Raw genomic sequence first — 19,816 nt, forward strand, 5'->3', positions numbered from 1 at the left:
GTATTGCAACATCGGCTTGAGCAGCGCCGGGCTCTGGATCTGCAGGCGGATCTGTTTGTGGCAGCACGGCGAGCACATGATGATCGAAGCGCCGGCCTGCTGCCTTACCGCTTGGCGACGCCCCTGTATCTGTTGCAACGAGTACCCAGTACCCGATTCCTTTTAGAGCAGACTTTGCAGCTTGCGATGCAACATCGAAACGTTGCTTCCTTTTGCTACAAACCCTGTAAGGGTCTCTGTCAGAAGGGCCGAGACTTTATCAGCTTCAGCTTTGCTTGGGAAGCCCCCAAACACACAACTTCCAGTTCCGGTGAGTTTTGCTTCGGTAAATTTACCTAACAAATTCAATGCGTTACGTACATCTGGATAACGCCTTGCTACCACCGGCAAGCAGTCATTTCGACTGTTTCCCTTGGGAACGGGGCGCACTTTAATGGGAGGAGTGTTACGTGTCAACAGTGGATCTGAAAAAATTTCTGCTGTACTTACAGATACTTGCGGCACCAGTACGAGATACCACGGTTCTTCGGGCTCTACAGGGGTGAGTTTTTCCCCCACACCCTCGGCGAAAGCCGCGTGCCCACGCACGAAAACCGGGACGTCGGCGCCAAGCGTAAGGCCCAGCGCGGCCAGTCGATCCTCATCCCAACCCAGTTGCCAAAGATGATTGAGGCCCAGCAACGTGGTTGCCGCATTCGAACTGCCGCCACCGATTCCACCGCCCATGGGCAGGATTTTTTCGATCCAGATGTCGACACCCAGCGAACAACCGGATTGCGCCTGAAGTTTTTTTGCGGCTTTGACGATCAGGTTGCTGTCGTGAGGGACGTCGGCGAATTCGGTGTGCAACCGAATCACGCCATCGTCGCGAACGGCGAAGGTGATTTCATCGCCGTAATCGAGGAACTGAAAAATCGTCTGCAACTCGTGGTAACCGTCTTCGCGACGACCGAGGATGTGCAGCATCAAGTTGAGCTTGGCGGGCGAGGGCAATGTCAGGCGTGGCGCAGTCATGTTCACTGCCCCAGTTTGCGTGGTTGCCATTCCTTGATCACCAACGTGACATCAAGGTCGGTGCCATGCAGTTTGATCCGCTCGGGCAGCCAGTAGCCGTTTTGCTCGGCATAACTGAGGTACTCGACCTGCCAGCCATCCTGTTCGAGATTGGCCAGACGGCTGTCGACGTCGAGGGTCAGGCGACTTTTGCTGTCCGGGGCCGGGAGCCCGCGAACCCACCATGCCAGGTGGGATACCGGCAATTTCCAGCCCAGTTGTTCTTCAACCAGGGCTTCCGGGGTCGGCGCGTCATAGCGGCCCTGATTGGCCACTTCCAGCGAGACTTTGCCCGGGCGACCGGTCAAGCGGGCCGCGCCACGACCCAGCGGGCCGGAGAGACGGATGTCGTAGTAATCCTGGCGTTGCAGCCAGAACAACGTGCCGCTGCCCGAATCTTTTGGCGCGCGGATGCCGATTTTGCCGTTGATCTGCCAGCCATCGAGGGCGGTCAGTTGCTGTTTGTGCTCGCGCCATTGGGCCTTGTTGCCTTGACCCTGGACCGATTCGCGGGCAACGAAGCCCGCGCAACCGGCGAGCAGGGCGATGAAGCTGAAAATAATGAGGTGGCGCAAAAACATAATTTTAAAGAGTCTCTGATCCGGTCAGGCGTTTGATGGTGCCGCGCAGGGTAGGGCTGTCGGGTTGTTCCTTGAGGAACTTGCTCCAGATTTGCTTGGCTTCGCGTTGTTTGCCGTTGGCCCACAGGACTTCGCCCAGGTGCGCGGCAACTTCCTGATCGGGGAAGCGCTCCAGCGCCTGGCGCAAATAGCGCTCGGCTTCATCGAGGTTGCCCAGGCGGAAATTGACCCATCCGAGGCTGTCCAGGACGGCCGGGTCTTCAGGGTTGATCTGGTGCGCCTGTTCGATCAAGGCCTTGGCTTCGGCGTAGCGTGTGGTGCGGTCGGACAGGGTGTAGCCGAGGGCGTTCAACGCCATCGCGTTGTTCGGATCGCGCTTGATGATCAGTCGCAGATCTTTTTCCATCTGCGCCAGGTCATTGCGTTTTTCTGCCAGCATGGCCCGGGTATACAGCAGATTCAGGTCGTCCGGGTATTGCTGCAGGGCTTGCTGCAAGACTTTCCAGGCCTTGTCGCCCTGTTTGTTGGCGGACAAGGTTTCGGCTTCGATCAGATACAACTGGATCGCGTAATCAGGTTGCTCGCCGCGCTCCGCTGCCAGACGGCTTTGGGCTTCGGCGGTCTTGCCGTTGTTCATCAGAATATCGGCCTGACGCAATTGCGCCGGCAGGTAATCGTTGCCCGGCCCGACCTGGGCGTATTCAATCAATGCGCCCTGCGGGTCGTTACGCTCTTCGGCAATGCGCCCCAGGTTCAAGTGTGCCGAGTCGACATGGCTTTCCCGGGCGATCAAATCTTCCAGGTAGCCTTTGGCTTCGTCCCAGGCTTTGGCTTCCAGGCAGACCAGTGCCAGGGAATAACGCAATTCGTCGTCTTCGGGGTATTGCTGCACCAGGCTCGAGAACTCGACCTTGGCGTCGTCCATGCGGTCCTGTTCAACCAGCATGCGCGCGTAAGTCAGGCGCAGGCGTTTGTCGTCCGGGTACTTCTTGATGCTTTTTTGCAGCAGCGGCAAGGCTTCATCGCCACGGTTGAGCCCTTGCAGCAGGCGCGCGCGCAGCAGGATCGGCGCTATTTCGCCCTCGTCAGGCGGATTGTCTTCGAGCAGGGTCAGGGCGCCCTTGGCATCGCCGTCCTGTTGCAGCAACAAGGCCTTGCCAAAAATCAGCTGGTTGTTGTGCGGATGGCGCTGCAGCAAGCGGTCAAAACCTTTCATCAGACCGTTGCGAGTTTCTTGGTCGGTATCGGCTGCGGACAGGGCGAGGAAATCGAAATGCGTGTCGCCTTTGCCTTGCAGGACTTTCTCCATATAGACCATGGAGTCGTCGTAACGCCCGGCGCGGGCGAGTTGCACGGCAGCCGCCCGTTGCGCCTCGAGATCGTCCGGGGCGTTTTTGGCCCAGACCAGTGCGGTGTCGAGGGCAGCCTGATCGGCACCCAGATACTCGGCAATGCGAAATGCCCGCTCGGAGATGCCCGGATCCTGGGTATTGATGGCCTGGGTCACGTAGTTGTCCAGGGCAATGTCGTAACGATTGCGCTGGCCAGCGAGTTCGGCGCTCAACAGGCTGAAGATGGTTTCTTCGCTGAACGAGCTGTAAACCTTGGGCTTTTCAGGGGGCGGAGTGCTGTCTTCGACCGGCGGCGTACCGTCCGATGAAACGGGCGCCAAGGCCTGGCAGCCGCTGAGGAAGACTAAAGCGAGGAGCAACGCGGAAGATCTATTCATATAGGAAAAGGACGACTAACCTGCGGTCGGATCATCATGACACAAGCCTTGGGTCAAACATAACCGCCCGGCCAATTTACCCGCGCGGGCAATCCCCGCAGGCCCGGCGCCCTTGTAAACGAGAACGGATCGCAGCCTTTGGCAGCTCTTGCGGGCGCGATAGATATCGAGTGGTTGTTCTGGCTCTGTCGAAGTAGGACAATTGTCGGCTTCACGTCACCATCAGCGACCTTGAATGGCCTTCCTTGCACTCGGTATTAACCACAAGACTGCTTCAGTAGACGTCCGCGAGCGCGTGGCCTTTACCCCTGAGCAGCTGGTTGAGGCCTTGCAGCAGCTCTGCCGACTCACCGACAGCCGCGAAGCTGCGATCCTCTCCACCTGCAATCGCAGTGAACTGTATATAGAACAGGATCACCTTTCGGCTGACATCATATTGCGCTGGCTGGCCGATTATCATCATTTGAGCCTCGATGAGCTGCGTGCGTGCGCTTATGTGCATGAAGATGATGCGGCAGTTCGTCACATGATGCGGGTTGCCTCCGGGCTCGATTCGCTGGTGTTGGGTGAACCGCAGATTCTCGGACAAATGAAATCGGCCTACGCTGTCGCTCGCGAGGCCGGCACCATCGGTCCGCTGCTCGGGCGGCTGTTCCAGGCCACATTCAATGCGGCCAAACAGGTGCGGACCGACACCGCCATCGGCGAAAACCCGGTGTCCGTGGCGTTTGCCGCGGTCAGCCTGGCGAAACAGATTTTCAGTGATTTGCAACGCAGCCAGGCTTTGCTGATCGGCGCCGGTGAGACTATCACCCTGGTCGCCCGCCATCTGCATGAGCTGGGGGTCAAGCGAATCGTGGTCGCCAACCGCACCCTGGAGCGCGCGAGCATCCTGGCCGAGCAGTTCGGCGCCCACGCAGTGCTGCTCTCGGACATCCCGGCAGAACTGGTGCGCAGCGACATCGTCATCAGTTCCACCGCCAGCCAGTTGCCGATTCTCGGTAAAGGGGCGGTGGAAAGTGCCTTGAAATTGCGCAAGCACAAGCCGATTTTCATGGTGGATATCGCCGTTCCTCGGGATATCGAGCCGGAAGTCGGCGAGTTGGACGACGTTTACCTGTATAGCGTCGACGATCTCCACGAAGTGGTCGCCGAAAACCTCAAGAGCCGTCAGGGCGCAGCCCAAGCCGCCGAAGAGATGGTGTCGGTCGGTGCCGAAGATTTCATGGTTCGCCTGCGCGAACTGGCGGCGGTGGATGTGCTCAAGGCCTATCGTCAACAAAGCGAGCGCATGCGCGACGAAGAATTGCACAAAGCCCAGCGCATGCTCGCCAATGGCAGCAGCGCTGAAGACGTGCTGGTGCAACTGGCCCGCAGCCTGACCAATAAACTCTTGCACGCACCGAGCGTGCAGTTGAAAAAGCTCTCTGCCGAAGGCCGCCTCGATGCGCTGGCCATGGCCCAGGAACTCTTTGCCCTCGGTGAGGGCTCATCGGATAGCTTTTCGGATAAGAAACCGCAATGAAAGCGTCACTGCTCAATAAGCTGGACATCCTCCAGGACCGTTTCGAGGAATTGACCGCCCTGCTTGGCGACGGCGAGGTCATTTCCGATCAAAACAAGTTCCGTACCTATTCCAAGGAATACGCGGAAGTCGAGCCGATCGTTGGCACCTATAAACAGCTGCTTAAAGTGCAGGGTGACCTCGAAGGGGCTCAGGCGCTGCTCAAGGACAGCGATCCGGACATGCGCGAAATGGCTGTGGAAGAAGTCCGCGAAGCCAAAGAGCAGCTGATCGAAATCGAAGCCCAACTGCAACGCATGCTGCTGCCCAAAGACCCGAACGACGGGCGCAACGTATTCCTCGAAATCCGTGCCGGCACCGGCGGTGACGAAGCAGCGATTTTCTCCGGCGACCTGTTCCGCATGTATTCGCGTTACGCCGAGCGACGTGGCTGGCGAGTAGAGATTCTCTCGGAGAATGAAGGCGAACACGGCGGCTATAAAGAAGTCATTGCCCGGGTCGAAGGCGAGAACGTTTACGGCAAGCTGAAATTCGAATCCGGCGCGCATCGCGTACAGCGGGTTCCGGCCACTGAATCCCAGGGCCGCATTCACACCTCGGCTTGCACCGTGGCCGTGTTGCCCGAGCCGGACGAGCAGGAAGCGATCGAGATCAATCCGGCGGATCTGCGGGTCGACACCTATCGCTCCTCCGGTGCCGGTGGTCAGCACGTCAACAAGACCGATTCGGCAATCCGTATCACGCACTTGCCGTCCGGTATTGTCGTCGAGTGCCAGGAAGAACGTTCCCAGCACAAGAACCGCGCCCGGGCGATGTCCTGGCTGTCGGCCAAGCTCAACGACCAGCAGACCAGCGCCGCCGCGAACGCCATCGCTAGCGAGCGTAAATTACTGGTAGGTTCCGGCGATCGTTCCGAGCGTATTCGCACCTATAACTTTGCCCAGGGCCGGGTCACCGACCACCGGGTCAACCTGACGCTGTATTCGCTCGACGAAATTCTCGCCGGTGGCGTGGATGCGGTGATCGAACCGCTGTTGGCCGAGTACCAGGCCGACCAATTGGCAGCGATAGGTGAGTAAATGACGATCATTGCCAGTTTGTTGCGCGCCGCTGATTTGCCCGACTCGCCCACCGCGCGTCTGGATGCCGAATTGCTGCTGGCGGCTGCCTTGGGTAAATCCCGCAGCTTTCTGCACACCTGGCCTGAGCGTATCGTCCCGAGCGAAGCAGCCCTGAAGTTTGCCGAGTACCTGCAGCGCCGCCGTAGCGGTGAGCCGGTGGCTTACATTCTGGGGCAGCAGGGCTTCTGGAAACTCGACCTGGAAGTCGCGCCTCACACGCTGATTCCGCGTCCCGACACCGAATTGCTGGTAGAAACCGCGCTGGAACTGTTGCCGGCCACACAGGCCTTGGTGCTCGATTTGGGCACCGGCAGCGGCGCCATTGCCCTGGCGCTGGCCAGCGAGCGTCCGGCCTGGAAAGTCACCGCCGTGGATCGCGTGCTGGAAGCCGTGGCCCTGGCCGAGCGCAATCGCCAGCGGCTGCACCTGAACAACGCCACAGTGCTGAGTAGCCATTGGTTCAGCGCTTTGGAAGGCCAGCGCTTTCAATTGATCATCAGCAATCCGCCCTACATTGCTTCGACCGATCCGCATCTGGCGGAGGGCGACGTGCGCTTCGAACCGGCCAGTGCCCTGGTGGCCGGCGTCGATGGGCTCGACGATTTACGTCTGATCGTCGATCAGGCACCGGATCATCTTGAGGCAGGTGGCTGGTTGATGCTCGAACACGGTTACGATCAAGCCGAGGCCGTGCGCGATTTGCTGCTGACCCGCGGCTTTGCAGAGGTCCACAGCCGCACCGATCTGGGCGGTCACGAACGCATCAGTCTGGGGCGCTTGCCGTGCTGAATGATCAGGAATTATTGCGCTATAGCCGGCAGATTCTGCTGCAACACGTCGACATCGACGGCCAGCTACGACTCAAGGAAAGCCGTGTGCTGATTGTTGGTCTCGGCGGTCTTGGCTCGCCGGTGGCGCTGTACCTGGCGGCGGCCGGTGTCGGTGAGTTGCATCTGGCGGACTTCGACACGGTCGATCTGACCAATCTGCAACGTCAGATCGTTCACGACACCGACAGCGTCGGCCTGAGCAAGGTCGATTCAGCGACCCGGCGCCTGACCGCGATCAATCCCGAGCTTAAGCTTATTGCCCATCGCACCGCCCTGGATGAAGACTCCCTGGCGGCGGCCGTTGCAGCGGTGGATCTGGTGCTGGACTGTTCCGATAATTTTTCCACCCGCGAAGCGGTCAACGCCGCGTGTGTGGCTGCGCGCAAACCGCTGGTCAGCGGTGCGGCGATTCGGCTGGAAGGGCAATTGTCGGTCTTCGACTCCCGTCGTCCGGAAAGCCCTTGCTACCACTGTTTATACGGGCACGGCAGCGAAGCCGAGCTGACTTGCAGCGAGGCCGGCGTACTCGGTCCGCTGGTGGGCCTGGTCGGTAGCCTGCAAGCCCTCGAAGCGCTGAAGTTGCTGGTGGGGTTCGGCGAACCGCTGGTGGGGCGCCTGTTATTGATCGATGCCTTGGGCACGCGCTTCCGTGAATTGCGGGTCAAGCGTGATCCAGGCTGCAGCGTCTGCGGGTCAAGCCATGCGTGAAGCGCCGATTGCTGTATTCGATTCCGGCGTCGGTGGACTTTCTGTGCTGGCCGAGATCCAGCAGTTGCTGCCCAACGAGTCTCTTTTGTACCTCGGCGATTGCGGGAATATTCCCTACGGTGAGAAATCACCGGCATTCATCAGTCAGCGTTGCAGTGTCATGGCGCAGTTCTTTCAGCAGCAGGGCGCCAAGGCACTGGTGCTCGCTTGCAACACCGCGACCGTCGCAGGCGTTGCGGACTTGCGGCGCGATTTCCCCGAGTGGCCCATCGTCGGTATGGAGCCCGCGGTCAAACCGGCGGCTGCGGCGACGCGCAGTGGTGTAGTTGGCGTACTCGCCACCACCGGCACTTTACAGAGTGCGAAGTTCGCCGCCTTGCTCGACCGTTTCGCCGCCGATGTGCGAGTCATCACCCAGCCATGCCCCGGACTGGTGGAGCTGATTGAAAATGGCGATTTGCACAGCGAGGCATTGCGTCAGTTGCTGCAGGGGTATGTCGATCCGCTGCTGGCTGCCGGGGCAGACACGATCATTCTTGGCTGCACGCATTATCCCTTTCTAAAGCCGCTGCTTAAGCAGATGATCCCCCAGAACATCAGCCTGATCGATACCGGTGCCGCTGTGGCACGGCAGCTTCAACGATTGTTGGCCGAGCGTGAGTTGCTGGCCGAGGGACCTGCTCGCGCTACCCGGTTCTGGTCGAGTGCGGATCCGGAACATTTCAGAAATATCTTGCCGGTTTTGTGGCATTCGACGGGTGTTGTGCAAAGCTTCGACTTGTAGATAAAAAATATAAAGAAACGAATAATTGAGCTGAACTTCTGATCAAGCTTCAACTTCTATAGCTTTGTCTGTTGGACAGCATAAAAACCATACGAAATTGTTCGGAAAAGGATGTTTCTAATGAAGCGACTATTCTGCTTGGCCGCGATTGCGACCGCATTGATGGGGCACAGTTTTACCGCGCAGGCAGCAGGGGTGGAGTTCGGGGTCGGCCAGACCAGCGATTCGACCATGACTTACCGACTGGGCATGCAATTCGACTGGGACAAGAGTTGGCTGCAGAGTGATATCGGTCGCTTGACCGGTTATTGGAGCGGCGCTTACACCTACTGGGAGGGCGATGAAACGTCGAGCAATCACAGTGTGTCGTTCTCGCCGGTACTGGTGTATGAGTTTGCCGGTGAGACCATCAAACCCTACGTTGAAGCGGGTATCGGTATCGCGGTGTTTGCCAACACTGAAGTCGAAGACAACAAACTTGGCGGGGCCTTTCAGTTCGAAGATCGTTTCGGGTTTGGTCTGCGCTTTACCGGCGGACATGAAGTCGGGATTCGCGCCACGCACTATTCCAATGCCGGGATCAGCAGCCCGAACGATGGTGTAGAGAGTTATTCGCTGCATTACACGATGCCGTTGTAAGCATTACTGCACTTTTAATGTGGGAGCGGGCTTGCTCGCGAATGCGATTTAACATTCAACATTGATGTTGACTGACAATCCGCTTTCGCGAGCAAGCCCGCTCCCACATTGGATCTTCATGGCCTGCTGTATTCGCTCACCGATACGCCGTCGCAATCCCCTGGCGTTCGGTGATGCATTCCGGTGCGCCCATTTCGAACTCCCGGCAAATCAGCGGACGTTTTTCGTAGATGGTGCACATCATGCTGTCGCGATCCAGCGCGGCGCACCAGCCGTCATCCAGTCGCAGCATGACTTCCCCGCCCCAATCATCGGTATCGATAAAACGCTCGGGCACGCCGGTGTCGGTGATCAACATGACTTCAAGCTGGCAGCAGCAGGCCGCGCAGGTCGAGCAGGTGACCGCCGGTTCGGCGATTTGCGTATGGGGAATAGTTTTCATGGCGCGCAGTGTAAGCCAGTGGGACCGCGCTGTGTGAAAGGCCTGACAGACGCTCGGGCTTCACGGCAGATCTTCGATTGGCGGATTGCTTCGCTCCATGCGTTTGCCGATTTCCAGTCCCTTCTGGCCGGGATTTTGCGGTAGGGGCCAAAGGACAGGCATGAGCAGTTCCGGTAAAGGGAGCTCCAGTGGCCGATGCTTGAGCAGGTCGAAGAGGTACCGCGCAGCTTTGTCCGCCGACCAATCGAGGTGTTGTGAAACCTCGTTGCTCAGGGGGATATCGATAAGTCCTGGGCTGACTACGGTCATTTCGATGTTTTCCGGCGCCACGTCGATGCGCAAGGATTCGAAAAGGTGACGCAATCCGGGCTTTGAATCGCTATAGGCTTCGGCGCGTGGCAGAGGCAGGTAGGTCACCGAGCTGGCCAGGGCCACCAGATGCGGCGCAGTGCCCGCTCGCAGCAGGGGGCGGGCGGCTTCGATGCAATAGCTGCTGGCAAGCAGGTTGGTGCGCACGATGTGCTCGATGACTGATGAGTCGAATTGATTGGTGTCGACGTATTCGCAGGTGCCCGCGTTGAGAATCATGGTGTCCAGAGAGCCCCATTCATTGGCAATCTGCTCGCCGATTTCGCGCACCCGTTGGCTGTTGGTCAAATCACCGGCAACCACCAACACTTGCCCGGGATAACGCTGAGATAAGGCTTTCAATGGCGCCAATGAGCGGGAGCTGACGGCCAGGTGGGCACCGCTTTTCAGTATTTCTTCGGCCAACGCGGCACCAATACCGTTGCTGGCGCCGGTCAACCAGTATCGCCTTGGAGGTGTACGACTCATCTCAATCTCCTTTATCTTCCTGATTCAATCCCATGTTCATACGTAAAACTGCGCTATCAAGGTGATTCCGGTGGCGATAACCCCTGTCGCGACGGCAGGTTCTTGAACGCGGCCAAGGCCCGTTCGCGGGAAGTGCTCAGGTTGACAATCGGCGATGGATAATCCGTCACACCGAATAATCCGTCGAGTCTCGCGGGATTGTGCAGGTCTTTTTTATTCATTTCGTTGATCTGCGGCAACCAATGTTTGATGAAAACCCCTTCGGCGTCGAATTTTTCCGACTGGCTCAGGGGGTTGAAAATGCGAAAGTAGGGTGCCGAATCGGTGCCGGTGGACGAACTCCACTGCCAGCCACCGTTGTTCGCCGCCAGATCGCCGTCAATCAGATGCCGCATGAAGAAACGCTCGCCTTCACGCCAGTCGATCAGCAGGTTTTTGGTCAGGAACATTGCCACGACCATGCGCAAACGGTTGTGCATCCAGCCGGTTTCCAGCAATTGGCGCATGGCGGCATCGATGATCGGCAAGCCGGTACGGCCTTGTTGCCAGGCCTTGAGGTCTTTCGGGGCGTCACGCCAGGCGAGGGCTTCGGTTTCCGGGCGAAAGGCGCGGTGCCGGGAAACCCGTGGGTAGCCCACCAGAATGTGTTTGTAGAATTCTCGCCACAGCAACTCGTTGATCCAGGTGACGGCACCGACCTTGCCGCTTTCGAATTCCCCCTGGTTGCTTTGCAACGCGGCGTGCAGACACTGGCGAGGGGAGATGACCCCGGCGGTGAGATAGGCCGAGAGCTGGCTGGTGCCGGGTTTTGCCGGGAAATCACGCTCGCTGTGGTAATAGTCGATCTGTGTGTCGATAAAAGTCTCGAGGCGGCGTCGGGCTTCAGTTTCGCCGGCCGGCCAGAGAGCACGCAAACTGTCGCTGGGCGTGTCGAAGCCCTCGACACGAGAGGGCGGTTCGTCAATGGCGATACCCAGCGGCGCCTGGATGGCGGGGGCGGTAACCAATCTCGGCAATGATGCATGCAAGCGTTCGTAGCAGACCTTGCGGAACTGGCTGAAGACCTGGAAATAGGTGCCGGTTCTGGTCAGCACGGTGCCAGGCTTGAACAGCAGTTGATCGAGGTAGCGGTAAAAGTCGATGCCTTGGGCTTTCAGGATTTGGGCCACCGCGGCATCACGACGGGTTTCATGAATGCCGTACTCTTCGTTGACGTGCACTGCGCCGATCTTCAATTGCTGGCACAACTCGAGCAAGACCTTCGGTGCATCATCCCAACGGGACGCCTTGCGAATCAGCAGCGGGATGTTCAGGGCGCCCAGCGCATGACGTAATTCGCTCAGGTTGCGCAGCCAGAAATCCACTTTGCACGGCGCGTCGTCATGCGCCAGCCATTGCTGCGGACTCAGCAAATACACCGCCACACTCGGGCCGCGGGCTGCAGCGGCCGAGAGGGCGGTGTTGTCGTGTAGACGCAAGTCGCTGCGCAGCCAGATCAATTGCATGGTGGTATCCGCACGATCATTGAAATACGCCATTAAATGAGCCCGCGCTGAATCAGGCCCTGATGAGCCGATAATGGGTCTTCGGCCAGGGACAAGTCAGCAATGGCGGCGGTTCTTGCGGATAACTCGGTGTGGTGGATGCACACCGTTGCCCCGGCAATCATTTTTGGGCAGCTGACGCCATTCAAAAGTTTCGTCAGCTGTGAAAGATTCATGGCTTTGCTGGAATACAGCAGTACGCCGCGGGCTTGCAGGTGATCGACCGCCAGCGCAAGTTCGCCAGCGGGGAGCGGCCAGTCGAAGACTTCTACCGGACAATCGACGCTGCTGATCAGCCAGGCGGTGAGCCACAGATAAGGCTCCAGTGGCAGGTCCGAGTAATTGATCAGCAACAGCGGCGCGGTGCGCAACTGACGGTTGTTATGGTAGATCCTCGCGCCGAATTTGCTGCGCAACCAGGAAAAAACAAACACCCGCTCCATCTGAGCGCCGAACTGGCCTTGCCAGCGTTGCTCCAGTTCCGCCAGCAACGGCATCAGCAATAGTTCACACAAGGTGCGTGGCGGATACAGCGCCATCGCTTGATTTACCGTGTCATCGAGGGTGCGTTCGGCCAGCTGAGTGACCGCTTGCAGCAATGACTGGCGCAGCACCAGCCAATCGTTCCCGATGGGGTCGGTAAGCTCCTGTGGCGTGTCGAGCAATTGTTTGACCTGGCTGACAGCCACGCCGCGATTGAGCCAGGTAAGGATCGTCAGGATCCGTTGCACGTGTTCGGCACAGAACAGCCGGTGCCCCTTGGGCGTACGCTGGGGCACAATCAGCCCATAGCGCCGTTCCCAGGCGCGCAAGGTGACAGCATTGACTCCGGTCTGCCGGGACACTTCACGAATGGGCAGCCAACCAGCGTCCAAGGCCTTCTTGAAGTCAGTGCCGAGGTCTTCGCTGGCGCTGGAATCCGGTGGATTTTTCATTAAATCGCGTTTCGCAGGCTGAGGTTTTCCGGGTGCGGTTGCAGGTAAACCTGTTGCGCAATGTACGGATCCGGGTATTGGCGAAAGTAGTGTTTGAGCAACATCAATGGCACCACCAGCGGCACGATGCCCCTGCGGTACTGGCCGATGACGTGCTGCACTTCCTGTTTATCTTCAGTGCTGATGGCCTGCTTGAGATAACCGCTGAGGTGCTGCAGCACGTTGGTGTGGGTGCGGCGTGTGGCGCACTTTTTCAGGGCCGCCATCAGCTCGCTGAAATAGCGTGGGCCGAGCACTTGCGGATCGGTTTGCCCCATGTTGCCCAACAAGTTGCCCAGGGTTTTGTATTGCACCGGGTTGTGGGCCATCAGCAGGTATTTGTAGCGCGAGTGAAAGTCAATGAGGCCGCGCCGGGTCAGGCCTGTTTGAAGCAATTGCTGCCAGGCGCGGTAGGCGAACACGCGGGTGAGGAAGTTTTCCCGCAGCACCGGGTCGTTGAGGCGGCCGTCTTCTTCCACCGGTAAATCAGGATGCAATGCACAGAAGGCTTGGGCGTAGATACCACGGCTACCGCCGTCCACTGGCGCGCCGTTGGTGTGGTAGACCTTGACCCGTTCCAGCCCGCACGAAGGGGATTTCTGCATGAAGATATAGCCGCAGATGTCATCCAGCTCCAGCGCCATTTTTTGACCGTGCTCGGCCAGAGGTCGGGTGACGTTGATCTCAGGGTGGACGGTGCCGACAGCCTCCGGGTGCTCGGGGTTGCCGACCAGGCGGATCGGCTCGCGAGGGATACCCAGGCCAATGGCGACTTCCGGGCACACCGGGACGAAATCGAAATAGTCAGAGAGGATGCGGCTGCACAGAGGTGACGCCTTGTGCCCACCGTTGTAACGCACCTCGGCCCCCATCAGGCAAGCGCTGATGGCGATTTTGGGTTTCATGGCTGTAGGGGGCATCGGGGCGCCTCGAATCCAGACCTGTACAGATTATTAGATCTGTACAACATGACTTCATCATAGATTCAAAGGTGTACAAGTCAAAGTTTTTGTATAGGTTTTTTGCGGTGCTGCTGCCCATGTCGACAGCAGCGATTCAATTCACTGCAGGTGTTCATGCAGCCGGCGGGCTGCTTCCTGACCACTGAGCCAGGCACCTTCGACACGCCCAGACAGGCACCAGTCGCCGCACACATACAGGCCCAGATCAGCATCAGCCAGGGCACCCCATTCATGGCTGCTGGCCGGCCGGGCGTACAGCCAGCGGTGAGCGAGGCTGAAGGTCGGAGCAGGCATGGCATCGTGCAGCAGTTCGGCGAAAGCACCGTGCAATTGCTCGATAACGGCTTCCTTGGGCAGGTCGATATGCTGCCGGCTCCAGGCACTGGTGGCATGCAGCACCCAAGTATCGAGGGTGGTGTCACGTCCTGGTTTGCTGCGGTTGCGCGCCAGCCAGTCCAGCGGACTGTCCTGCACGAAGCAACCTTCGATGGCGGTTTCCAGTGGCGTGTCGAACGCCAGTGCGACGGCCCAGGTGGGTTCCATTTTTACCCCGGCGGCGGCTCCGGCGAGTTTCGGTGCGGCCGCCAGCAGCGCGGTTGCCTGAGGGGCTGGCGTGGCGATCACAACATGACTGAACGGGCCATGGGTGAAGCCCTCGGCGTCTTGCAGATGCCAATGTTCTTCACCGCGATAGACCTCGGTGATGCGGCAAGCGAAATGCACTTCCAGATCACCGAGCAGGCCGCGCGTGATCGCGCTCATGCGTGGTGTGCCGACCCAGCGTGTCTGTTCATCCGGCGAAGGTCTGAGCTGGCCGCCGTGAAAGGTATAGAGCTGCGGCGTCCATACGGCGACCCAGCCGTTGGCTTGCCAGCGCTGGACTTCGGTGACGAAGCGACGGTCGCGGGCAGTGAAATATTGCGCGCCCATGTCCAGAGCACCCGCATCGCTGCGCTTGCTCGACATGCGTCCGCCACTGCCGCGGCTTTTATCGAAAAGTTGAACGACATGCCCGGCCTCCGTCAGGGCCTGGGCGGCTGAGAGTCCGGCGATGCCGGTGCCGATGATTGCGATAGGTACAGTCATAGGGGCCTCGTTTACCTTTCTGTACAGACTACGCCGTGGTTCAAACCTGTACAATATTGTTTTTTGGTATAACTTTTAGCGTCCTCGTTCTGACAGCTTGGCCTATTGTTAAGCACAGAGCCTGCCCAATACCAAAGATCCCTGCTTATAAAAATAGACTAGTGATCAGGGTAAAACGCCACGCGAGGAAGATGTCATGCACATATTGCTGACCGGCGGTACTGGTTTGATAGGACGTCAACTCTGCCGACACTGGTTGAGCCAGGGACATCGCCTGACGGTCTGGAGTCGCACGCCTGCAAAAGTCGCCAAAGTCTGTGGCACTCAGGTACGTGGAATCGCACGGCTTGAGGACTTGGGTCAAGAACCGGTGGATGCAATTATCAATCTCGCGGGCGCACCGATTGCCGATCGGCTCTGGACGCACAAACGCAAGGCGTTGTTGTGGAGCAGCCGGATCACCCTGACCGAAACCCTGCTGACCTGGTTCGAAAGCCGCGAGCAGAAACCGCAGGTATTGATTTCTGGCTCCGCGATCGGTTGGTACGGCGACGGCGGTGAGCGGGAGTTGACTGAAGAATCTCCACCGGTCATTGATGATTTCGCCAGCCAGTTGTGCGTCGCCTGGGAGGAAACCGCGCAACGCGCCGAAGCCTTGGGCATTCGCGTGATCCTCATTCGTACCGGGCTGGTGCTGTCCGCCGAGGGCGGCTTTTTGTCGCGGCTGTTGTTGCCGTTCAAACTGGGGCTGGGCGGGCCTCTGGGCAGTGGTCGGCAGTGGATGTCGTGGATTCATATCAAGGATCAAATCGCCCTGATTGATTTTCTTCTGCACCGCAATGAGGCCAGCGGTCCATATAATGCCTGCGCGCCCAAGCCGGTACGCAATCGCGAATTCGCCCAAACGTTGGGTAGCGTGTTGCATCGTCCGGCGTTCATGCCGATGCCAACCCTCGTGTTGAAGGTGGGCCTGGGCGAATTGTCATTGTTGCTGCTGGGTGGCCAGAAGGCCATGCCGGCTCGCTTGCTGGAAGCGGGCTTCACTTTCCAGTTCACTGATTTGCGCGCGGCGTTGGACGATGTGTCCAGCCGCCTTAAGAAATAGGACGTTGCATGACCGATCACGCGTTGCTTCTGGTCAACCTGGGTTCACCCGCTTCCACCTCGGTGGCGGATGTGCGCAGCTACCTCAATCAATTTCTGATGGACCCGTATGTGATCGACCTGCCATGGCCGGTGCGACGTTTGCTGGTGTCGTTGATTCTGATCAAACGCCCAGAGCAATCGGCCCACGCTTATGCGTCGATCTGGTGGGCGGACGGCTCGCCACTGGTGGTGCTCAGCCGTCGTCTGCAACGGGCCATGACCGCGCAGTGGACTCACGGGCCTGTAGAGTTGGCGATGCGCTACGGCGAGCCATCCATTGAGTCGATGCTGGTTCGTATGGCGGCTCAGGGGCACAAAAAAATCACCCTGGCGCCGCTCTATCCGCAGTTCGCCGACAGCACCGTGACCACGGTGATCGAAGAAGCCAAGCGGGTGGTTCGGGAGAAGAAACTCGACGTGCAGTTCTCGATTCTCCAGCCGTTCTACGATCAGCCGGAATACCTCGATGCCCTGGTGGCCAGCGCTACGCCATATTTGCAACAGGATTACGATCACCTGCTGCTGAGCTTTCATGGTTTGCCGGAACGGCACCTGACCAAGATCGACCCCACCGGTCATCATTGCTTTAAAAGCGATAATTGCTGTCAGAAGGCTTCGCCGGAAGTATTAGCCACCTGCTACCGCGCCCAATGCCTGCGCACCGCTTCCGAGTTTGCCCGGCGCCTGGACCTGCCGGACGACAAGTGGTCGGTGTCGTTCCAGTCGCGTCTGGGGCGAGCCAAGTGGATCGAACCCTACACCGAAGCGCGCCTCGATGAGTTGGCCAAAAGTGGTGCGAAGAAAGTTCTGGTGATGTGCCCGGCGTTCGTTGCCGATTGCATCGAAACACTGGAAGAGATCGGTGATCGCGGGAAGGAGCAGTTCCGCGAAGCGGGAGGGGAGGAGTTGGTGCTGGTGCCGTGTCTCAATGATGATCCGCAGTGGGTGCGGGCGTTGAACGCATTGTGTGAACGGGCACCGTTGGTACTGTAAGAAAACCCTCTGAGGTGAAGGCGGGCTTGTTGTGGCGAGGGAGCTTGCTCCCGCTGGGTCGCGAAGCGGCCCCAAAATTCTCGTAGTCGATGAAGATTTTGTGAGTGCTGCGCACTCAAGCGGGAGCAAGCTCCCTCGCCACAGGGGATTGAGTCGCCTGTTACAACAACGGCTCTTCCACCTTCTTGTGCTTCCAGCTGTCATGGCCCGGCAGCAACAGGTTCAGCGCAATCGCCACCACCGCGCACAGCGCGATACCTTTGAGGCCGAAATCGTCCGGGCCGGTACCGGTGCCGACCAGTACGCCGCCAATCCCGAACACCAGCGTCACCGAAACAATCACCAGATTGCGTGCTTCGCCCAGGTCGATTTTGTGGCGAATCATGGTGTTCATCCCCACCGCAGCAATCGAACCGAACAACAGGCAGAGAATCCCGCCCATCACCGGCACCGGGATGCTTTGCAGCAGGGCGCCGAACTTGCCGATGAACGCCAGGCTGATCGCAAAGATTGCCGCCCAGGTCATGATTTTCGGGTTGTAGTTTTTGGTCAGCATCACCGCGCCCGTCACTTCGGCATAGGTGGTGTTGGGCGGGCCGCCGAACAGACCGGCCGCGGTGGTGGCAATGCCATCGCCGAGCAATGTGCGGTGCAGGCCGGGCTTCTTCAAATAATCGCGCCCCGTCACGCTACCCACGGCAATCACGCCGCCGATGTGCTCAATGGCCGGGGCCAGGGCTACCGGAACGATGAACAGAATCGCCTGCCAGTTGAATTCCGGCGCCGTGAACTGTGGAATCGCAAACCACGGTGCAGCAGCAATCTTCGCGGTGTCGACCACGCCGAAATAGAACGCCATGGCAAAACCCACCAATACGCCGGAGATGATCGGCACCAGGCGGAAAATGCCTTTGCCGAACACCGCGACGATCAGGGTGGTCAGCAGCGCCGGCATCGAGATCAACATCGCTGTCTGGTAAGGAATCAGTTCAGTGCCATCGCCAGCCTTGCCCATCGCCATGTTGGCGGCGATCGGCGCCATGGCCAGGCCGATGGAGATGATTACCGGGCCAATCACCACCGGTGGCAGCAAACGGTCTATGAACCCGGTGCCTTTGATCTTCACGGCAAGGCCGAGGAAGGTGTAGACGAAACCGGCCGCCATCACCCCGCCCATGGTCGCCGCCAGGCCAAACTGGCCCTTGGCGAGAATGATCGGCGTGATGAAGGCAAAGCTCGATGCCAGGAACACCGGCACCTGACGCCCGGTGACGATCTGGAACAGAATCGTCCCCAGGCCTGCGGTGAACAGCGCCACGTTCGGGTCGAGGCCGGTGATCAACGGCATCAACACCAGCGCGCCAAAGGCCACGAACAGCATCTGTGCACCCGACAGCACCGTGCGCCAGAGCGGATCGTTGAACTCTTGCTGCATGCTCAAGCGTCCTTCTGCTTGGTACCGAAGATCTTGTCACCGGCATCGCCCAAGCCAGGGATGATGTAACCGTGTTCGTTGAGTTTTTCGTCAATGGAGGCGGTGTAGATCATCACGTCCGGGTGAGCTTTGCCTACAGCGGCGATGCCTTCAGGGGCAGCCACCAGGACCATCGCGCGGATGTCCTTGCAACCGGCCTTTTTCAGCAGGTCGATAGTGGCGACCATCGAGCCACCAGTGGCGAGCATCGGGTCGATGATCATCGCCAGACGCTCGTCGATCTCCGGTACCAGTTTCTCAAGGTAGGTGTGGGCTTCGAGGGTTTCCTCGTTGCGGGCCACGCCCACGGCGCTGACTTTTGCGCCCGGGATCAGGCTGAGCACGCCTTCGAGCATGCCGATACCGGCACGCAGGATCGGCACCACGGTAATCTTCTTGCCGGCGATTTTCTCGACTGACACCGTGCCGCACCAGCCTTCGATGTCATAGCTTTCCAGCGGCAGGTCTTTGGTGGCTTCATAGGTCAGCAGGGCACCGACTTCCTGAGCGAGCTCACGGAAATTCTTCGTGCTAATGTCGGCGCGGCGCATAAGGCCAAGTTTATGACGGATCAGCGGATGGCGGATCTCAAGGATGGGCATGGGGAAAGGCTCCGGCGGCGGGCAAAAAAACCGGCCTAGATTAATCTATCCGAGGGTGTTGTCCTATAGACATACAGAACGTTAGTCCACAAACGCTTGATCTGGCCTCGCTTGATGCGTACCTTTGCCCGCTTTTCCGAATCCGCCACCCCCCCTCAAACCCCCTTGGAGAGCGCCATGTCCGCTGATCTCGAGCATATCCGTCAAATCATGCGAGAGGCTGACTGCCTGTACACCGAAGCTGAAGTCGAGGCGGCCATCGCCCGCGTCGGTGCGCAAATCAACGAACAGCTGGCTGAAAGCAATCCGGTGGTGTTCTGTGTGATGAACGGCGGGCTGATTTTTTCCGGCAAGCTGCTGACCCATCTGAGCTTCCCGCTGGAAGCGTCTTACCTGCACGCTACCCGTTATCGCAACGAAACCAGCGGCGGCGACCTGTTCTGGAAAGCCAAGCCGGAAGTCTCGTTCATTGACCGTGACGTGCTGATCATCGACGACATCCTCGATGAAGGTCACACCCTGGGCGCGATCATCGACTTCTGCAAACACGCTGGCGCCCGCAAAGTGCACACCGCCGTGCTGATCGACAAGGACCACGACCGCAAGGCTCGCCCGGACCTGAAAGCCGATTTCGTCGGCCTGCCGTGCATCGACCGTTACATCTTCGGTTACGGCATGGACTACAAAGGCTACTGGCGTAACGCCAACGGGATTTTTGCCGTTAAAGGCATGTAAACAGGATGACTGTCTGGGGGCGATTGGCCGCCAGGCACGTTGAGTTGAATG

The 19,816-nt window shown here is 58.9% G+C and carries 20 protein-coding genes; 9 read left to right on the forward strand and 11 right to left on the reverse strand.

Annotated elements, in window-relative coordinates; translation table 11 throughout:
• Window positions 1-162: 162 nt before the first annotated feature.
• Genes ispE through ACQKPC_RS25245 form a run of 3 tightly spaced genes read right to left on the reverse strand, consistent with a single transcriptional unit; the run spans window position 163 to window position 3,363 of the window.
• The gene (gene ispE, locus ACQKPC_RS25235; RefSeq protein ID WP_123501319.1) at window positions 163-1,014 is read right to left on the reverse strand and encodes a 4-(cytidine 5'-diphospho)-2-C-methyl-D-erythritol kinase; all 852 of its coding nucleotides are present in this window, start codon (window positions 1,012-1,014) and stop codon (window positions 163-165) included.
• A 2-nt stretch (window positions 1,015-1,016) separates the two neighbouring features.
• Complete coding sequence (gene lolB, locus ACQKPC_RS25240) at window positions 1,017-1,634, reverse strand: lipoprotein insertase outer membrane protein LolB (protein WP_427627107.1); 618 nt, start codon at window positions 1,632-1,634, stop codon at window positions 1,017-1,019.
• A 4-nt stretch (window positions 1,635-1,638) separates the two neighbouring features.
• The gene (locus ACQKPC_RS25245; RefSeq protein WP_427627108.1) at window positions 1,639-3,363 is read right to left on the reverse strand and encodes a tetratricopeptide repeat protein; all 1,725 of its coding nucleotides are present in this window, start codon (window positions 3,361-3,363) and stop codon (window positions 1,639-1,641) included.
• A 235-nt stretch (window positions 3,364-3,598) separates the two neighbouring features.
• Here ACQKPC_RS25245 and hemA point away from each other — a divergent pair, with 235 nt between their 5' ends.
• The 6 genes from hemA to ACQKPC_RS25275 all read left to right on the forward strand — a co-directional run bounded on the left by hemA (window position 3,599) and on the right by ACQKPC_RS25275 (window position 8,970).
• A complete protein-coding gene (hemA, locus tag ACQKPC_RS25250; RefSeq protein WP_427627110.1) occupies window positions 3,599-4,888 on the forward strand; it encodes a glutamyl-tRNA reductase in 1,290 nt (429 codons plus the stop codon).
• Entirely contained in the window at window positions 4,885-5,967 is a 1,083-nt protein-coding gene (prfA, locus tag ACQKPC_RS25255) for a peptide chain release factor 1 (RefSeq protein WP_095051167.1), read from the forward strand. The genes hemA and prfA overlap by 4 nt, the downstream gene beginning before the upstream one ends.
• Window positions 5,968-6,798: a peptide chain release factor N(5)-glutamine methyltransferase gene (prmC, locus tag ACQKPC_RS25260; protein ID WP_427627113.1), complete on the forward strand. Its 831-nt coding sequence runs from the start codon at window positions 5,968-5,970 to the stop codon at window positions 6,796-6,798.
• Window positions 6,792-7,547 (forward strand): molybdopterin-synthase adenylyltransferase MoeB, encoded by a 756-nt coding sequence (locus ACQKPC_RS25265; RefSeq protein WP_427627115.1) that lies wholly within the window; start codon window positions 6,792-6,794, stop codon window positions 7,545-7,547. Before prmC ends, ACQKPC_RS25265 begins: the two co-directional genes overlap by 7 nt.
• A complete protein-coding gene (gene murI / locus ACQKPC_RS25270; protein WP_427627117.1) occupies window positions 7,540-8,331 on the forward strand; it encodes a glutamate racemase in 792 nt (263 codons plus the stop codon). Before ACQKPC_RS25265 ends, murI begins: the two co-directional genes overlap by 8 nt.
• Window positions 8,332-8,451: 120 nt before the next feature.
• The gene (locus ACQKPC_RS25275) at window positions 8,452-8,970 is read left to right on the forward strand and encodes an acyloxyacyl hydrolase (RefSeq protein WP_427627119.1); all 519 of its coding nucleotides are present in this window, start codon (window positions 8,452-8,454) and stop codon (window positions 8,968-8,970) included.
• A 136-nt stretch (window positions 8,971-9,106) separates the two neighbouring features.
• Here the strand turns inward: ACQKPC_RS25275 and ACQKPC_RS25280 are convergent, their stop codons facing one another.
• The 6 genes from ACQKPC_RS25280 to ACQKPC_RS25305 form a co-directional block, all read right to left on the reverse strand.
• Window positions 9,107-9,412, reverse strand: a complete 306-nt coding sequence (locus ACQKPC_RS25280; RefSeq protein WP_063342543.1) for a YkgJ family cysteine cluster protein — start codon at window positions 9,410-9,412, stop codon at window positions 9,107-9,109.
• Window positions 9,413-9,472: 60 nt separating this feature from the next.
• Window positions 9,473-10,249: an SDR family NAD(P)-dependent oxidoreductase gene (locus ACQKPC_RS25285; RefSeq protein WP_427627121.1), complete on the reverse strand. Its 777-nt coding sequence runs from the start codon at window positions 10,247-10,249 to the stop codon at window positions 9,473-9,475.
• A 56-nt stretch (window positions 10,250-10,305) separates the two neighbouring features.
• A complete protein-coding gene (gene phrB / locus ACQKPC_RS25290; RefSeq protein ID WP_427627123.1) occupies window positions 10,306-11,754 on the reverse strand; it encodes a deoxyribodipyrimidine photo-lyase in 1,449 nt (482 codons plus the stop codon).
• A 32-nt stretch (window positions 11,755-11,786) separates the two neighbouring features.
• Window positions 11,787-12,728 carry a MerR family transcriptional regulator gene (locus tag ACQKPC_RS25295; RefSeq protein WP_427627125.1) on the reverse strand — a complete coding sequence of 314 codons (942 nt, stop codon included), beginning with the start codon at window positions 12,726-12,728 and terminating at the stop codon, window positions 11,787-11,789.
• Window positions 12,728-13,687: a YbgA family protein gene (locus ACQKPC_RS25300; RefSeq protein ID WP_427627127.1), complete on the reverse strand. Its 960-nt coding sequence runs from the start codon at window positions 13,685-13,687 to the stop codon at window positions 12,728-12,730. The genes ACQKPC_RS25295 and ACQKPC_RS25300 overlap by 1 nt, the downstream gene beginning before the upstream one ends.
• A 141-nt stretch (window positions 13,688-13,828) precedes the next feature.
• Window positions 13,829-14,815, reverse strand: a complete 987-nt coding sequence (locus ACQKPC_RS25305) for an NAD(P)/FAD-dependent oxidoreductase (protein ID WP_007905831.1) — start codon at window positions 14,813-14,815, stop codon at window positions 13,829-13,831.
• Between the two features lie 196 nt (window positions 14,816-15,011).
• Here ACQKPC_RS25305 and ACQKPC_RS25310 point away from each other — a divergent pair, with 196 nt between their 5' ends.
• Together ACQKPC_RS25310 and hemH are read left to right on the forward strand one after the other, a co-directional pair.
• Window positions 15,012-15,920: a TIGR01777 family oxidoreductase gene (locus ACQKPC_RS25310; protein ID WP_427627129.1), complete on the forward strand. Its 909-nt coding sequence runs from the start codon at window positions 15,012-15,014 to the stop codon at window positions 15,918-15,920.
• A gap of 8 nt (window positions 15,921-15,928) precedes the next feature.
• Window positions 15,929-16,954, forward strand: coding sequence for a ferrochelatase (gene hemH, locus ACQKPC_RS25315; RefSeq protein ID WP_427627131.1), 1,026 nt, complete (start codon window positions 15,929-15,931; stop codon window positions 16,952-16,954).
• A 160-nt stretch (window positions 16,955-17,114) separates the two neighbouring features.
• Here hemH and ACQKPC_RS25320 read toward each other — a convergent pair whose 3' ends face one another.
• Together ACQKPC_RS25320 and upp are read right to left on the reverse strand one after the other, a co-directional pair.
• Window positions 17,115-18,389 carry a uracil-xanthine permease family protein gene (locus ACQKPC_RS25320; RefSeq protein ID WP_427627133.1) on the reverse strand — a complete coding sequence of 425 codons (1,275 nt, stop codon included), beginning with the start codon at window positions 18,387-18,389 and terminating at the stop codon, window positions 17,115-17,117.
• A gap of 2 nt (window positions 18,390-18,391) precedes the next feature.
• Window positions 18,392-19,030, reverse strand: a complete 639-nt coding sequence (gene upp / locus ACQKPC_RS25325; RefSeq protein ID WP_007905839.1) for a uracil phosphoribosyltransferase — start codon at window positions 19,028-19,030, stop codon at window positions 18,392-18,394.
• A 177-nt stretch (window positions 19,031-19,207) separates the two neighbouring features.
• Between upp and ACQKPC_RS25330 the strand changes: the two genes are divergently transcribed.
• Window positions 19,208-19,765, forward strand: a complete 558-nt coding sequence (locus tag ACQKPC_RS25330) for a hypoxanthine-guanine phosphoribosyltransferase (protein WP_427627136.1) — start codon at window positions 19,208-19,210, stop codon at window positions 19,763-19,765.
• Window positions 19,766-19,816 lie beyond the last annotated feature (51 nt).

It is taken from the genome of Pseudomonas sp. NPDC089918, assembly GCF_050280605.1.
In the GTDB taxonomy this organism is placed as follows: Bacteria; Pseudomonadota; Gammaproteobacteria; order Pseudomonadales; family Pseudomonadaceae; genus Aquipseudomonas.

What these genes read in the sequence shown, in the direction of transcription:
- ispE (WP_123501319.1), bottom strand. Translation starts at nt 1,014, where the DNA reads ATGACTGCGCCACGCCTGACATTGCCCTCGCCCGCCAAGCTCAACTTG.
- lolB (WP_427627107.1), bottom strand. Translation starts at nt 1,634, where the DNA reads ATGTTTTTGCGCCACCTCATTATTTTCAGCTTCATCGCCCTGCTCGCC.
- ACQKPC_RS25245 (WP_427627108.1), bottom strand. Translation starts at nt 3,363, where the DNA reads ATGAATAGATCTTCCGCGTTGCTCCTCGCTTTAGTCTTCCTCAGCGGC.
- hemA (WP_427627110.1), top strand. Translation starts at nt 3,599, where the DNA reads ATGGCCTTCCTTGCACTCGGTATTAACCACAAGACTGCTTCAGTAGAC.
- prfA (WP_095051167.1), top strand. Translation starts at nt 4,885, where the DNA reads ATGAAAGCGTCACTGCTCAATAAGCTGGACATCCTCCAGGACCGTTTC.
- prmC (WP_427627113.1), top strand. Translation starts at nt 5,968, where the DNA reads ATGACGATCATTGCCAGTTTGTTGCGCGCCGCTGATTTGCCCGACTCG.
- murI (WP_427627117.1), top strand. Translation starts at nt 7,540, where the DNA reads ATGCGTGAAGCGCCGATTGCTGTATTCGATTCCGGCGTCGGTGGACTT.
- ACQKPC_RS25275 (WP_427627119.1), top strand. Translation starts at nt 8,452, where the DNA reads ATGAAGCGACTATTCTGCTTGGCCGCGATTGCGACCGCATTGATGGGG.
- ACQKPC_RS25280 (WP_063342543.1), bottom strand. Translation starts at nt 9,412, where the DNA reads ATGAAAACTATTCCCCATACGCAAATCGCCGAACCGGCGGTCACCTGC.
- ACQKPC_RS25285 (WP_427627121.1), bottom strand. Translation starts at nt 10,249, where the DNA reads ATGAGTCGTACACCTCCAAGGCGATACTGGTTGACCGGCGCCAGCAAC.
- phrB (WP_427627123.1), bottom strand. Translation starts at nt 11,754, where the DNA reads ATGCAATTGATCTGGCTGCGCAGCGACTTGCGTCTACACGACAACACC.
- ACQKPC_RS25295 (WP_427627125.1), bottom strand. Translation starts at nt 12,728, where the DNA reads ATGAAAAATCCACCGGATTCCAGCGCCAGCGAAGACCTCGGCACTGAC.
- ACQKPC_RS25300 (WP_427627127.1), bottom strand. Translation starts at nt 13,687, where the DNA reads ATGCCCCCTACAGCCATGAAACCCAAAATCGCCATCAGCGCTTGCCTG.
- ACQKPC_RS25305 (WP_007905831.1), bottom strand. Translation starts at nt 14,815, where the DNA reads ATGACTGTACCTATCGCAATCATCGGCACCGGCATCGCCGGACTCTCA.
- ACQKPC_RS25310 (WP_427627129.1), top strand. Translation starts at nt 15,012, where the DNA reads ATGCACATATTGCTGACCGGCGGTACTGGTTTGATAGGACGTCAACTC.
- hemH (WP_427627131.1), top strand. Translation starts at nt 15,929, where the DNA reads ATGACCGATCACGCGTTGCTTCTGGTCAACCTGGGTTCACCCGCTTCC.
- ACQKPC_RS25320 (WP_427627133.1), bottom strand. Translation starts at nt 18,389, where the DNA reads ATGCAGCAAGAGTTCAACGATCCGCTCTGGCGCACGGTGCTGTCGGGT.
- upp (WP_007905839.1), bottom strand. Translation starts at nt 19,030, where the DNA reads ATGCCCATCCTTGAGATCCGCCATCCGCTGATCCGTCATAAACTTGGC.
- ACQKPC_RS25330 (WP_427627136.1), top strand. Translation starts at nt 19,208, where the DNA reads ATGTCCGCTGATCTCGAGCATATCCGTCAAATCATGCGAGAGGCTGAC.